17 protein-coding genes and 2 tRNA genes are annotated in these 13,689 nt (G+C 56.9%); 10 read left to right on the forward strand and 9 right to left on the reverse strand.

Annotated elements, in window-relative coordinates:
* The 6 genes from EI77_RS12700 to EI77_RS12725 form a co-directional block, all read right to left on the reverse strand.
* A partial coding sequence (locus tag EI77_RS12700; protein ID WP_133795664.1) for a transposase occupies positions 1–287 on the reverse strand: 287 nt, incomplete at its 3' end.
* A gap of 177 nt (positions 288–464) precedes the next feature.
* Positions 465–665, reverse strand: a complete 201-nt coding sequence (locus tag EI77_RS12705) for a lmo0937 family membrane protein (RefSeq protein ID WP_133795665.1) — start codon at positions 663–665, stop codon at positions 465–467.
* Between the two features lie 107 nt (positions 666–772).
* Complete coding sequence (locus EI77_RS12710) at positions 773–1,948, reverse strand: outer membrane protein assembly factor BamB family protein (RefSeq protein ID WP_133795666.1); 1,176 nt, start codon at positions 1,946–1,948, stop codon at positions 773–775.
* Positions 1,949–2,017: 69 nt separating this feature from the next.
* The gene (locus EI77_RS12715; RefSeq protein ID WP_133795667.1) at positions 2,018–2,326 is read right to left on the reverse strand and encodes a hypothetical protein; all 309 of its coding nucleotides are present in this window, start codon (positions 2,324–2,326) and stop codon (positions 2,018–2,020) included.
* A 29-nt stretch (positions 2,327–2,355) separates the two neighbouring features.
* Entirely contained in the window at positions 2,356–2,973 is a 618-nt protein-coding gene (locus tag EI77_RS12720) for a 3-keto-disaccharide hydrolase (protein WP_133795668.1), read from the reverse strand.
* 57 nt (positions 2,974–3,030) lie between these two features.
* The gene (locus EI77_RS12725; protein WP_133795669.1) at positions 3,031–4,137 is read right to left on the reverse strand and encodes a YfgM family protein; all 1,107 of its coding nucleotides are present in this window, start codon (positions 4,135–4,137) and stop codon (positions 3,031–3,033) included.
* Positions 4,138–4,340: 203 nt separating this feature from the next.
* On the opposite strand from EI77_RS12725, the gene EI77_RS12730 reads away from it, so the two are divergent.
* On the forward strand, positions 4,341–4,835 hold the full coding sequence (locus tag EI77_RS12730) for a hypothetical protein (protein WP_133795670.1): 495 nt from the start codon (positions 4,341–4,343) through the stop codon (positions 4,833–4,835).
* 95 nt (positions 4,836–4,930) lie between these two features.
* Here the strand turns inward: EI77_RS12730 and EI77_RS12735 are convergent, their stop codons facing one another.
* A complete protein-coding gene (locus EI77_RS12735; RefSeq protein ID WP_133795671.1) occupies positions 4,931–5,989 on the reverse strand; it encodes a hypothetical protein in 1,059 nt (352 codons plus the stop codon).
* A 169-nt stretch (positions 5,990–6,158) separates the two neighbouring features.
* Between EI77_RS12735 and EI77_RS12740 the strand changes: the two genes are divergently transcribed.
* The 6 genes from EI77_RS12740 to EI77_RS12765 all read left to right on the forward strand — a co-directional run bounded on the left by EI77_RS12740 (position 6,159) and on the right by EI77_RS12765 (position 9,939).
* Complete coding sequence (locus EI77_RS12740; protein ID WP_133795672.1) at positions 6,159–7,154, forward strand: alpha-ketoacid dehydrogenase subunit beta; 996 nt, start codon at positions 6,159–6,161, stop codon at positions 7,152–7,154.
* Between the two features lie 48 nt (positions 7,155–7,202).
* Positions 7,203–8,498 (forward strand): pyruvate dehydrogenase complex dihydrolipoamide acetyltransferase, encoded by a 1,296-nt coding sequence (locus EI77_RS12745; protein ID WP_133795673.1) that lies wholly within the window; start codon positions 7,203–7,205, stop codon positions 8,496–8,498.
* A gap of 83 nt (positions 8,499–8,581) precedes the next feature.
* A complete protein-coding gene (locus tag EI77_RS12750; protein ID WP_133795674.1) occupies positions 8,582–9,259 on the forward strand; it encodes an HAD-IA family hydrolase in 678 nt (225 codons plus the stop codon).
* Between the two features lie 49 nt (positions 9,260–9,308).
* Positions 9,309–9,383 (forward strand) — tRNA-Lys (locus EI77_RS12755).
* Positions 9,384–9,403: 20 nt separating this feature from the next.
* A tRNA-Lys gene (locus tag EI77_RS12760) sits at positions 9,404–9,478 on the forward strand.
* Between the two features lie 203 nt (positions 9,479–9,681).
* Positions 9,682–9,939 (forward strand): hypothetical protein, encoded by a 258-nt coding sequence (locus EI77_RS12765; RefSeq protein WP_133795675.1) that lies wholly within the window; start codon positions 9,682–9,684, stop codon positions 9,937–9,939.
* Here the strand turns inward: EI77_RS12765 and EI77_RS12770 are convergent.
* A complete protein-coding gene (locus tag EI77_RS12770; protein ID WP_133795676.1) occupies positions 9,931–10,197 on the reverse strand; it encodes a hypothetical protein in 267 nt (88 codons plus the stop codon). The two genes, EI77_RS12765 and EI77_RS12770, sit on opposite strands and share 9 nt — an antisense overlap.
* 242 nt (positions 10,198–10,439) lie before the next feature.
* On the opposite strand from EI77_RS12770, the gene EI77_RS12775 reads away from it, so the two are divergent.
* From EI77_RS12775 to EI77_RS12785, 3 genes are all read left to right on the forward strand, one after another.
* Positions 10,440–11,357: an XdhC family protein gene (locus EI77_RS12775; protein WP_166647223.1), complete on the forward strand. Its 918-nt coding sequence runs from the start codon at positions 10,440–10,442 to the stop codon at positions 11,355–11,357.
* Positions 11,336–11,896 (forward strand): nucleotidyltransferase family protein, encoded by a 561-nt coding sequence (locus EI77_RS12780; RefSeq protein WP_133795678.1) that lies wholly within the window; start codon positions 11,336–11,338, stop codon positions 11,894–11,896. The genes EI77_RS12775 and EI77_RS12780 overlap by 22 nt, the downstream gene beginning before the upstream one ends.
* Before the next feature lie 68 nt (positions 11,897–11,964).
* On the forward strand, positions 11,965–13,266 hold the full coding sequence (locus EI77_RS12785) for a PQQ-dependent sugar dehydrogenase (RefSeq protein ID WP_243838842.1): 1,302 nt from the start codon (positions 11,965–11,967) through the stop codon (positions 13,264–13,266).
* A 91-nt stretch (positions 13,267–13,357) separates the two neighbouring features.
* Here EI77_RS12785 and EI77_RS12790 read toward each other — a convergent pair whose 3' ends face one another.
* Positions 13,358–13,672, reverse strand: a complete 315-nt coding sequence (locus EI77_RS12790; RefSeq protein ID WP_133795680.1) for a YbaB/EbfC family nucleoid-associated protein — start codon at positions 13,670–13,672, stop codon at positions 13,358–13,360.
* Positions 13,673–13,689: the final 17 nt, after the last annotated feature.

The following is a 13,689-nucleotide window of genomic DNA, read 5'->3' on the forward strand; positions in this document are numbered from 1 at the left end:
TTGAGCAGCCAGATGACTTCGAGGTTGCGGTGAGTCAGGCGTTCCAGTTCGCGGCTGGAACGCACGCGGTTGAGGTAGCCGTAGAGGTAAAGCTTGAGCAGGTCTCCCGGTGCATAGCCTGGCCGACCGGTGGCCGCCGCCTCCACAGGAAGCTTCGCCTGCCGGAAGTCCAGTTCATCAACGAAGGCGTCGATGAAGCGCACGGGGTTGTCTTCGCTGAGGTAGTCCTCAAGGCTTTGCGGCAGCATCCAGGCCTGACTGCGGTCATCTCCTTGAAGGTAGCTCATGACAACTGTTGCCCCATCAAAAATGCCCCTTCAAGGGTTTTGACACAGTCTCTGGCGCGGGCAGCTACGTGGTGTAGCTGCGCCCGCCAGGGCGTGGAGGATTGGGGGTGTCGAAGGAAGAGAAAACTTCGAATGCTAAAGACCCTTCGTCCACCCGCTGGTGCGGGCAGCCACGCTTCAATTCGGCGGCTCGTTTTCCCCGGACGCATCGGGCTCCCGGCTGGCCTTGATGCGGGGACGGCGCTGCTTTAAAAACCGCGCTACCACGACAATGACTGCTAGCACCAGTAGGAGGTGGATGGCAGCTCCCAGCAGTTTAAAGAAGAACCAGCCCAAGATCCACAAGACCAGTAGAAGCAGTGCGATGAGATAGTACATACTTGTACATCGGATCGACGTGCCGTTGTGGTCCCTTGGTTGCGTGACTTGAGGCAAGGCTTCGGGCAGCGAAATTGTCTCACATACCCAGCCTCATCTGGGGAATCTCACTTCAGCTTCCACAGCTTTTTGTCACTGCGGATGTACACCGCTCCATCACTGATGGCGGGTGTGCTCAGGATGGTGTCTTTCAGTTCTACGGTGTGGACCACCTCACCTTCCTTAGCCGTCGTGTCCACCACCTGGAAATCACCGCGCTCGCTGGCGATGTAAATGTATTTGCCAGCGGCCACGGGGGATCCGCTGATGGGGCCTTTCAGGCGCAGTTTCCACGCTTCATCTCCGTTCGCGATGCTGGCCTGAATGAGCACGCCCGTATTGTTCAGCACATAAATGGATTCACCCAGCACCAGCGGGCTGCCGGTGCCAGGTTTCAGGCCGGATGCCCGCCAGAGTTGCGAGGCTGCGCCTTTCTCCGGAGCCAGGGCCGTGACGCCGTTGGATGGCACATAAATAGCCGTCTGGGTGACGGCGGAACTCGGGATGGTGGAGGCTCCATCCGTATAGTCCCAGATGACCTCGCCCGTGCGCGGGCGGATGCCGGTGAGGCCTTTGCTGGATTGCAGTGCCACCACGTCTTGATAGACGACGGCGCTGGTCCAGTTGGCTGATTTGGGACGCTCCATTTTCCAGCGGTTTTTTCCCGTGACCACGTTTATGCCGACAGCCAGGGATTCGCTGTCATTTTCGCTCTGCACGATCAGCGTCTCGTCCACCACCACCGGGGAGGATGACATGCCCAGGCTGTTGCTGGCATTGGCATAATCATAAGTTAGGCCACGCAGCCAAAGCAGATTGCCGGCGAGATCGAAAGCGAAGAGATCATTTGATGAATACAAGGCGAAGACCCGTTCCCCATCGCTGCACATCGTGGCCGCAGCGACATTCGTTTTATTATGCGACATCGTGCGGCCTGTGGCCTTCATCACACGCTCCCACAGCTTTTTGCCATCCGCTGTGCTGAAGCAAAAGACGTGCAGGTTGGACTGGTCCGGCCCGCTGGCACAGGTCAGGAAAACCTTGTCCCCAATGAGAATCGGACTGCTGAGCCCACGCCCCGGCAGGTCCACGCTCCAGGCCACTTCCAGATTCGGACCGGGTGCGGCTTCGGTGGAAACCGCAGAGGCATTTGGCCCGCGAAATTGTGGCCAGTCGGCGGCGGAACCCTTGTCGAATAATCCTACTAATAGCAGGAGGCTGAGGGCAGCGAGAGAAGGCTTCATAAGTATGGGGTGAGTGAGAAAAATAGGGTCAGGGATGGAAAGTAACGAGGCCTAAAAAACTGAGGAGGATCAGGCTAAAGGATGCCCACTTGGCGCGGACACAGAGATGCCAGCGCTCATGAGACAAACCCCAGCCCCAGTGAAGTGAAAGTGCAGTAGGCCCGCCACGCCCAGATACATGAAGGCGACAAGCACCCCGGGCAGCCCGCCGATTGTCGGCAAGCTCTTTATTGGCAGGGCAGTCTTGACGATAAGGATGGCGATCAGGACATACAGACTGATCACGCCCGGTATGAGGCGACCCATGAAAAACTGGGTGTATGGCCCGCCGTCCGGCGGCTCAAACAGCTCCAGGATGATCATGATGAAACCTTTCATAAATGGCGAGCCTGATCAATGACCGGCAGTTAAGGCTGTTCTTTAATCTGGATATGGCGATACTCCATCTGGCCGCGATCCCCCTCCACGCCGATGGGGCCGGTCGCTGGCAGGGCCAGGGCGGCTTCCAGGACCTCGCCATTGCAGGTGCAGAGCGCCACTCCATCCTTCACCGTGACCTCGATCTGGTTCCAATCTTGGGGTTTGTAATTTTTCAGCGTTTTATAGGCATCGGGACCGGCGACCAGATAGTCGCGGCACTGGAGCTGCGGCTTGCGGATGAAAATGCCACTGTCTGCATTTACTCCCGCGCGGAATTCCATCTTCAGGATGAAGTTCTTTGGGAACTCCTGGACCGTGTAAAACTGCCCCGTGAGCTTGTCCATTTCATTGGGAAAACTGACGGTCAGAATTCCGTCTTTCGCAAAGTAGCGGCCCACATCCCCGGCCTCCGTCTTACCGTCAAACTTCTCCAAAATCGTTCCCGGATTCGGATTGTCTTTTTTGGTCTTTTCACGGAAGCACCAGCCGCTGAGATCCTTGCCATTGAAAAGGCTGATGAAACCAGGCTCCGGGGTAAAATCCTCGGCCTGGGTGGTGGAAAGAAGGCCGATGGCCAGGAGTGGAAGAAGATGGCGGAGTTTCATGGTTGGGGCAGGGGATGGGTTGGGGAAGCGGTTCAGTTTGAAAAGGAGCGCGAGCGGTCAGTTTTTTGCATTCACCACGATGGCCGTTCCCGTGGCGTCACAGACACGGAGCTGGAACTGCCATTCCACGGTCCACTGCTCCGTCTGCTCATTCTGGCAGCATTTGACAAGGATGGCGTTTTTGCCCTTCTTGAGCCTAACGGGAAGTTTGTACTGGTCCAGCTTGGCGCCGCGGTGGTATTCATCACGGGCGAAGAGCAGTTCACCATTCAGCCAGACCTTCCAGCCGTTTTTGCAGCCTAACCGGATTTGTGCATCGCGTTCTTCGGTGGAATCAAACTCACTGTAAGCATAGCCGGTCACCTCCTTGAGCATAGTGAAAGGTTTGTTAAAATCGATCATGCCATACTCATCCTGGCTGGTGAAATCGGTCCACTTTGCATCAACATTTTTGCCTGGATACACTGCATCCAGCTTGACCTCCTTTTCCGGTGGGAACTCTGTGTCGAAGCCTTTGCGCTCCACATTGGTGAAGGGGGCGATGAGCTTCCAGTTCATGATGAAACCGAAGTGCTTGGGCAGGTCCACAGGCTTGTCCAGCGCCTTGAGTTTTTTGGCCAAGTCCTTGATCTGGTCCTCGTCGCGGGCGCTGTTCATCGCCTGCTGGTAGGCAGCCACGGCAGCCTCCTTTTTTTCCTGGGCCAGGGCTTCATCCCCTGCCTCCAGTAGCTTGGCCACCGGATGCCTGCGCAGTTCACTGCTGGGATCTTCCAGCAAACCCGGCGTCAGTTTTTCCGCCAGCTCCGGCTCCCCGCGCTGCAGGATGTCAAAGGCGACCACACGGGCCGTCGGGCTGTTCTGAGTGTCTTGGAGGAAGGCTTTCACTCCCGCCACCGGCAGCTTTTTCGCCGCGATGGCCTGATCCGCGATGACCCCAATCGCCGCCCGCAGCCAGTTTTCCGCCAGTGGATTCGCCCCATTCATCCCTGCGAGCACTTCCGGCAAGGTAGCAGGGTCCGCCTGCGTCAGTTCCTGCCAAGCCGCCGTCGCCTGCTCATTGCCCGCGCCTTCTTTCGCCACCGCCCGGATGGTCTCCAGCGGCCCCTTCAGGGTTGCGGCCAGGGCAGGGCAGGAAATCAGCAGGAGGAACAAAAGCGGTTTCATGGATGAGATCAGATCAACGCTTCCTAACCCCACTCCGTTTCGCTTTCTGATGCTTTCTGGAAAAAATTCATTGCTAGCGGCCCGTATGGCATCTGTCGTGTCATCGGCGCTGTCGTTAGGTCCAGAGTGTTAGGCCATTCGTGTCAACGTATGATGAACCAACGAACTATTCCTCTTATTAACCTTCTAGTCTAGCGTCTCCCGTGAGTGAAGCCCCATCCAATTCGAGTGCGCAGACAATACCTACATTAGAGGACTGGCACAGCGAGCCATGGGACTTGGACGTTGCTTATGCCTTCGGGGACTTCAACGGAAAGACCGTTGAGGAGTCAGTGCTCTTATTTGAAGAGAACGCTATTTGCTACCAGGAGGATCTCATGTGGATGCCAAGTCGGGTCTTCGGTTATTATCTCCGCGCGTATATCGCCTACTTGCTGTCCCACGCCAGCACTGGCGATTCCGATGGCGCGAGTTGCTTCCTCGGCCTCATTGAGCACAAACTCCAATTGGAGCCAGCAAACGTTCGACCACTTTGGTCGGAAATTCGTCCCGTCATTGAGCATCTGGCAGCCAATCAACAGTCTTTCCGGGCAAGCCCTGAAATATACGGCAGTTTTCAGAAGCGAGCCGAAACGCTTTTCTCAATGTTCGCTGGCAATGAGCCATCACCTGAAACGCCTAACCCTCAAGGTGCCTAAAACCGTACCCCGCCATTGGTGCGGGGGATGAGAAGAGCTAGCCGGAGTCTTTGGAATGCTTCAATGAAAGGAGATCATCTGACCAAAGTCAGGTTCTACTTCCGCAGCTCATAATCTTTCAGCCATAGGTGGCCTTCGCCATTTTCGGCGGCTGTGGCGAAGCTTTCCATTTCGGGACGGCTGATGCCGGGATGTTTTGCGACGAGGATGCGGTAAACTTTAGCAAACTGCCGTGAACCTTCCTTGAGACATGTATCGGCATCACCGGAGGCGAAGGCGGCCTTGGCGCTGCCCAGCATGAAGGCGCGCAGCAGGTCCTCCTCCGTGCCGGGTGCGATGGCCTTGCAATGCGCTAGCCAGTCAGAAACCGGCACTTCTGGAATGCTGATGGGGAAGTAAGGGGTCTGCTTCAAGTAGGCCAGGACGGCTCCAGAGGCCTGCACGCCGTGCTCTGAAAAGGGATCCTTCAGGTAGGCATCCACGAGTTCACGAATATGACTGCGCAAAGCCGGATCTTTGAGAAGCTGAAACACCAGCCCGACGATGCGTTTCATGGATTCCTCCCCGGCATCCCCCGTGGCTGCGGGGCGCATGTGGCGGATGGTGATGAGGTAATCATCCAAAATGGTGACGCCCACCCACTGGCGCACCGCGGCCTCGGCGCTGCCTTCATTGGAAATGCCCAGCCGTGTGGCGGTGAAAGTGCGGCTGGCGATGGGGACGGACTGCTTTTGCCAGAGGGCCAACTCGCCGCCAAAGACTTCGCCAATGACCAGATTTTTATAACGACGCTGCTGGACCATGGATTCAAAATCCTGGATCACGATGTCCATTTCCATTAACAGCCGCCGGTGTTTGTCATCGACAGTGGGGAGAGCTTCGTTGGTTTTAAAAAGAAAAAGATCCATCCGGGCCTGCTCCTGGAGGTTTTCATAACGGAGAAGGACACCTCCATCCGCATAGTCAAAGTGACCGGCGAAACGGTATCCCCCCAGCATGGCTGGAAAGGAAACCTCCGTCGGGCCATGTTTCCAGGGGCTGCCATTCAGAGGGGGCGGGGTCCATCTTCCCTTCGGCTCCTGGGCATGGAGTCCGGTAAAAACGGACGTCAGGGCCAAAAAAAACAGAGTGTGGAAAATGGGGGGAAAATTCATAACCTGCATGTTGCGTTGGCCGTTGGTTTGTTGCAATGCCAAAGCAATTCTCGTTTTATACTGGCCTTCGGTGGAGCAAATCGTCAATGTTTGGGCATTTTCCTGCTCTTGACTCCGCGCTTCTGCCGCCGAACTACTTGGCTTCCATTTTTCTCCCCCTACTGACCCAATGCCCCGCAAAATCACCTACCGCGACGCCATCCGTGAAGCCCTCGACGAAGAGATCGCCCGCGATCCGATGGTGGTCGTGATGGGAGAAGAAGTGGCCCAATACAATGGCGCCTACAAAGTCACCCAAGGTCTCTGGGACAAATGGGGCGACAAACGCCTCGTCGATACCCCCATCAGTGAGGCTGGTTTCATCGGCATGGGCGTCGGTGCTTCCATGCTCGGCGTGCGCCCGGTGATGGAGCTCATGTTCTGGAGCTTTTACACCGTGGCCTGGGACCAGATCGTCAACAACGCCGCCATGGTCCGTTACATGTCCGGTGGCAAGATCAACTGCCCTATCGTCATCCGCGGTCCGGCCAACGGCGGTACCAGCGTAGGTGCGACCCACAGTCATACGCCGGAAAACATCATGGCCAGCGTTCCTGGGATGAAGTGCGTCGTGCCTAGCAATGCTTATGATGCCAAAGGCCTCATGAAGGCGGCGATCCGGGACAATGACCCCGTCATGTTCATGGAAAGCACCGTTCTTTATGGTGAGTCCTGGGAAGTGCCCTCCAATGATGAGCTGCCCAATGGCGAGCTTTTCATTCCGCTCGGCTTGGCCGACATCAAGCGTGAAGGCACCGACATTTCTCTCATCGCCCATGGTCGTGCGGTGATCACCTGTCTGGAAGCTGCCCGGATCCTGGAAGAGGAACACGGCATCAGCGCTGAAGTGGTGGACGTGCGCAGCATCCGCCCGCTGGACGAGGAAACAATCCTGAACTCTGTGGCCAAGACCCACCGCGCCATTTATGTGGAGGAAGGCAAGCCCTTCTGCGGAGTCGGCGCACAGATCGCCTACAGCATCCAGGCCCAGATTTTTGACGAACTGGACGCTCCCGTCCTGCGGGTGAACAGCCTGGACGCCCCGGCCATTTACAGCCCGCCGCTGGAAGCCATCCAGTTGCCAACGGCAGACGTGGTGGTGGCTAAAGCGCTGTCCATTTGCTGATCCAGTTTTTTCCTGCTCCTTCATCCTTTCCAACGTTTTTTTCCTGCTATGCCCAAAATCATCGAAATGCCCAAACTGAGTGACACCATGACCGAGGGGACCCTCGCCAAATGGACTGTCAAAGAGGGCGACAAGGTCACCACGGGACAGACCATTGCCGACGTCGAAACGGACAAGGCCACCATGGAATACGCCAGCCCGTTTGAAGGCACCGTGCTGAAGCTGATCATCGAGCCGGGCCTGAAGGTGCCCCTGAACAGCCCCATCGCTGTCATCCTGGAAGAGGACGAGGAAGCCCCGGCCAATCTGGACGAACTCATCGCCAAAGCCAAAGCTGCCTCGGCTCCTGCGCCGAAGCCTGAAAAACCTGCCGCTGGCAGCGGAGCTAAAAAAGCCGTTTCCGCTCCTGGCCCTCGTCTTCCTAGCGCTCCTCAGCCGACCCGCCGTGCGGCTGCTGGCAATGCACGGGTAAAGGCCTCCCCATTGGCCAAAAAGATCGCCGATGAACGCGGTGTGGATCTGACCACACTGGACGGTAGCGGCCCTGGCGGACGCATCGTCCGTGCCGATGTGGAAAATGCTCCTGTCGGCGGTGCATCCGGTGGTTCCCGTGTTGCTGCCACCCCGGCTATCCGCCCGACCTATGGCCCGGAAGATGAGCGTGTGGCGACAAGCTCCATGCGCAATATCATTGCGGAGCGCCTGCTGGCCTCGAAGACGCAGATCCCACACTTCTACCTCCAGATGGAAGTGGATGCCGGTCCGCTGATGGAATTCCGCGCGCACCTCAATGCCTCCAATGAGAAGTCTGGTGGCAACAAATACACCGTCAACGATTTCATTCTGAAAGCCGTCATCCGCGCCGCGCAGGCCCAGCCAGCGATCAATGCCGCCTGGGATGGTGATGCCATCGTGAAATTCAAGTCCGTGGGTCTCAGCGTTGCCATCGCCATTGATGACGGACTGGTCACCCCGGTGATCAAGCAGGCGGAGAAAAAGACGCTTCTGGAAATCAGCCAGAGCGTGAAGGACCTCGCCGGCAAGGCCAAGAACAAGAAGCTCAGCCCCGATGACTTCGCCGGTGGCACCATCACGGTGTCCAACCTCGGAGCCTTCGGCATTGACCAGTTCGCGGCCATCATCAATCCGCCGCAGGCTGCCATCGTGGCCATCGGCAGCATCCGCAATGCTCCCGTCGTCAATGACAAGGGGCAGATCGTGGTCGGCCAGCGCATGTGGGTCGGTCTCAGTGGTGACCACCGCGTTGTCGATGGTGCCGTCGCCGCCACCTTCTTGGCAGAGATGCGCAAGCTCATCGAAAGCCCGGCGCTGATGCTGGTCTGATTTGTCACCTTTAACAGCCCCGGTCACACTGACCGGGGCTTTTTTGTAGCTATTCGTCATCCCACTGAACTTGCTTTCCCGTTATGTCCCGTCCGCTGATTTCCTTTGATGCCGCAGGCACGCTCATCCAGGTGCAGGAGCCCGTAGGCAGGACCTATGCTGCCTTTGCCAGGCGGCATGGCCTAGACGTTGACGAGAGCGCTCTGAAGCCCGCTTTCCGCAGTGCCTGGGCGCGCTCACCCGTACGCCTTTGGCCGGAGGGACAATGCGCGCCTGATGATGACCGCTCATGGTGGCGCGGATTGGTGGCGGATGTCTTCAGTGAAGCCTTGCAGGCCCCTTTGGAGGCATCCCGGCTGGATCCGCTGTTTGATGAACTGTATGCCCACTTTGCCAAGCCTCAGGCATGGATAGTGTATGATGATGTTTTGCCTGTGCTGTCGGATCTAGCCAGGGATCATCAGCTCTGTGTCCTGTCCAATTTTGATCGTCGTCTTCGCCCCATTCTGGCCGGGCATGGTCTGGACCGCTTCTTTGCGCAGGTCATCCTTTCCAGCGAGGTCGGTGCCTCCAAGCCCCACCCCCGCATGTTTGCGACTGCATTGCGCCTGATGCAGGCGAATGCAGAGACGAGCTGGCACGTGGGCGATGATGAAAAATGTGACATCACAGGGGCTCTATCCTGTGGTTGGAAAGCTTATCAGGTGGACCGTCCGCAGCAGGGCTTGAAGCCATTGTTGGAAAAAGTCCGTTTTGAGTAAATTCATACTTGCGCAATGCTCAGCAAAGGGTAGGTACTCCGCCCCATCCGCGCGGGTAGCTCAGTGGTAGAGCAGTTGGCTTTTAACCAATTGGTCGAGGGTTCGAATCCCTCCCCGCGCACCACCGTTTGGACGTTAGTTTTTGCCCAGGTAGCTCAGTGGTAGAGCAGTTGGCTCTTAACCAATTGGTCGTGGGTTCGAATCCCTCCCTGGGCACCATCTTCACAACGCTAAGTAAGCGTCAGAAAATGAAGATGGTGCTCCTCTCAGCTCATGAGAGAGTCGTATCCTCGATGATGACATCAAGACACGTTTATGACGTCGTCCCCATCTTTTTCAAAAGAGATACATCCACCGCCGTCAGTTTTCACGAAGAGGCGATGAACACGGTTATAAACCCCTGTGTTTATATTTTTTGTCTCATGAACACTTATGATTTCATTCTCCAAGGCCAGGACTGGGCATTGATCGAACGAGGAAGCCCAGAGCCTACCAAGGTTTACATCGATACTCCCAAAATGGCCGCCCTGGCCATGGTGGCCAAGTACCTGCATGGCGCTGGAGCTGTTTTGCGGATCTATAAGCGAAACGGCAGCCTGGATGGCGTCCGGGAATACCCTGCTGCCGCACCGCGCCCTCAAAAGAGCTTTGGCCGGGATCTCCGCCGCGCCTTAGCGTAGTGCCCGAATGGCCAGACCCCAGTCAGGACGCTCCGTCGGTGCCTGGCGGGCTGGGGAGTAGCCTGTGATGGCCTCAATGGCCGCACGTGCCTTCTGGGTCATCGGTTTGACTCCGGGCTTCTCAGGATGCTGAAACTCCGCACGCAGCAGACTGAGCTGACGTGGGGACAGACTGTCGAGCCATGCTTTCAGGCGGTCACGTGCTTCCTGGGCTTCAGGAGTGAAGGTGCCATAAACGGTAGGGTGAAGTGCAATCATGGGATGAATTAGGTTCAAGTGAACACTATTCATTTGAATTTATGACACAAGTCAAAAATGACGAAGACGCATTTTTTCTCAGAATGCTTCACCAGGGCTGGAAAAAGCTGCTCCCACGCCAGCGCAGCTCTTCGGTACACGCGCTTCGCTCCCATGATCCGAAATCAGTAGCATATGCTCACTCGGATCCGTCGCTCCAGATCTGGCACTGCCTTTGGCCTAACCATCAATTTAATCATGCCATGAAGGAACTGCGAGACATCCTGGCAGAGTATGCCCGCTGCACCTCTAGCATGGGCTTGGCCACCATCGTCAGCACCACTGGCTCCAGCTACCGCAAGACCGGTGCGCGCATGCTCATCCTGCCAGATGGTCGCACCGTCGGCACGCTCAGCGGCGGATGCATTGAGGAGGAAGTCGCCCAGCGAGCCCTGCATGTGATGGAAACAGGAGAGCCCGCCTTGCTCTCCATTGATACTCGTCGCCGTTTTGGCTGCCATGGCTCGATTGAGATCTTTGTGGAGAAGATAGAGCCTGGAGACGATTTCATGGGTTATCTGTCGGATTGCATTTCCAGCCGTCGCCCGGCCCATGTGAAGGTCATCTTTGAAGCCGGTCATTCCCAGCGCGGTTCGTACCCTGAAGATGAAGTCCACATGGGCATCGGTGGGCATGAGGAACTCATCCTCCCTCCGGTTCGGCTGGTGGTTTGCGGAGACAGCCCCGGAAATGAAGCCTTAATGCACCTGGCGAAGACCCTGGGCTGGGATTGCATCTTGTTGGAGCATCCAGAAGACAGCACTTTGGCGGTGGATGAGCGCACGGCGATTGTCATCAAAAATCATCACTTTGGCCGTGACTTTGTCTCCCTTCGTTGGGCTTTGTCACACTCCGTTGGTTATGTCGGGCTGCTGGGTTCACGCAAGCGCAAGCAGGAGCTGATGAATGCGCTGGTCGCAGAAGGCTGGGAGCCCGAGGATGCCAGTCTGAATCATTTTCACAGCCCAGCCGGACTGGATCTGGGGGCCGAAGAACCTGAGCAGATCGCCCTATCCATCACCGCAGAAATCCTGGCCGTGCTGAGCCGTCATCACGCCGGTTTTCTGCGTGACCGCCAGGGGCCTATCCACCACATCCTATGCACCTCTGCGGCGCTGTGATCCTGGCCGCCGGGGCCTCATCCCGCATGGGTGTGGCCAAGCAGTTGCTGCCTTTTGAGGGACAGCCTCTGATCGTCCACATAGCCCGCATCGCCCTGGTGTCTGAGGTATCATCCGTTGCGATCGTACTGGGGGCGCATGCAGAAGTTTGTGCTATGGCCGTGGCGGACCTACCCGTCCGGGTTGTGAATAATCCACACTGGCAGGAGGGCATGGCTTCATCCATCCGTGCCGGCGTGGATGCACTCGGGAGTGAGGTGGATAGCCTGGTCATCCTGCTTTGTGATCAGCCTCAGATTTCCCCAGCTCTCATCAATGCCCTGATCTCCACAGGCCACCCTCTAGCAGCCTGCCGCTATGGGCAGACCGTGGGTCCGCCGGTGTTCATTTCACGACCTTTCTTTGAGGAATTGCGCGGCTTGCAGGGAGATACTGGGGCGAAGTCTCTTTTGAAAGCTCATGCAGAAAAAGTTGGCTGGGTGGATTTCCCTGCGGGTGCGAATGACCTGGATACGCCTGCTGACTATGCGCGTGTTTGAAGACCGGTGAAGTCCACGCCTTAGCATCTGCCACCCGCAGATTCACAGCCTCTTACGAATTCATGCTGATGAAAACGATTTCTCTTTTAGCACTGTCCGCTCTTTCCCTCATCACCACGGTCTCCTGGTCCCAGGAAAAGACAGAAGTTCTCACAGGCAAGGAAGCCATGGGAGACTGGACCACGGATGCGCCAGGGGTACGCCGCCACCTGCGTGTGGAGGATCTGCCTCCGCCTAACGAAAAGGAGTCCGCAAAGAACCGTCCCAAAGAAGTGAAGCAGCCTGAAGGGGCTTGGCCGAAGGCACCTGCGGGATTCAAAGTCACCCACTTCGCCACGGGCCTCAAAAAGCCGCGTGTCATTGTCACCGCACCCAATGGAGACATCTTTGTCGCCGAAAGCAAATCTGACCAGATCACCATCCTCCGGGATGCGGATGGTGATGGAAAACCAGAGCTGAATGAAGTCTTCGCCGATGGCTTGAAGCAACCCTTTGGCATCGCCTTTTATCCTCCTGGCCCTGAGCCCACGCACATCTATATCGGCAATACCGATGCCGTCGTACGCATGCCCTACCGCAATGGACAGACGAAGGCCGAAGGCAAACCCGATCCCTTGGTTGAGCTATCCGCAGGTGGCCAGCTCACCGGCGGCGGACACTGGACACGCGACATCGTTTTTTCGAAGGATGGCAAGAAGCTCTTCATCGCCATCGGCTCCAAGTCGAATGTGGACTGGACCAAGGAAGAGGAAGACCGTGCGCGAATCTTTGAAACCGGTCCCGAAGGGCAGGACAAGCGTGTTTTTGCCTGGGGCGTTCGCAATCCTGTCGGCCTGGCTATTCATCCTGTCACGGGCGACCTTTGGGCCTCCGTGAATGAGCGCGATGAATTGGGGGACAACCTCGTGCCGGATTATGTGACCCGCATCACCGAGGGCGGTTTCTACGGCTGGCCCTGGTATTACATGGGCGGTCACCAGGACCCTCGTCATCCAGGCGCACGGCCTGAGTTGAAGGATAAAGTGCTCACCCCAGATGTCATTTTACAGGCTCATTCAGCCTCCCTCGATATGACTTTCTATGACGGCAAACAGTTCCCCGAAGAATACCACAACAACGCCTTCGCCTCTGAGCATGGCTCATGGAACCGCACACGCCGCACGGGTTATAAGGTCATCCACATCCCCACAAAAGAAGGCAAGGCCACGGGCGAATATGTGGACTTTCTCACCGGCTTCGTCACTGCTGATGGGGATGTCTGGGGCCGTCCAGTCGGCGTCACCGTTGCCAAGGATGGTGCCCTGCTTGTCAGTGATGACACAGGAGATTGCATCTGGCGCGTCGCCTATGAAGGCGGCTCCGCTCAGTAATCTCCCCGTTTTGTAGTCCCGCCTTTAGGCGGTAAAAGGGGCTGGGCAGACGGCTTTACATCCGCTTTCCACCCAGCCCCTCGCTTAATCTTTAGAATCCCAGTCCAGGCGGCAGGCCCATGCCACCGGTCATCTTGCCCATCTCGGCTGCCTGGGTGTCCTTGACCTTCTTTTGCACCTGCTGCACGGCGGAAAGGAGCAGGTCCTGGAGCATGTCCACATCTTCAGGATCCACCACTTCTTTAGCGATCTTGATGCTCTGGATATCTCCATGGCCATTGGCAGTGACGACGATCTTTCCGCCTGCTACGGTGGATTCAAAGGACTGGGTGGCGAGAGCGGCCTGTGACTTTTGCATCTGGCTCTGCATCTCCTGCACCTGTTTCATCATTTTCTGGATGTTCATGGTAAATTAAAAAGTAT

Source organism: Prosthecobacter fusiformis (assembly GCF_004364345.1).
Lineage (GTDB): Bacteria > Verrucomicrobiota > Verrucomicrobiia > Verrucomicrobiales > Verrucomicrobiaceae > Prosthecobacter > Prosthecobacter fusiformis.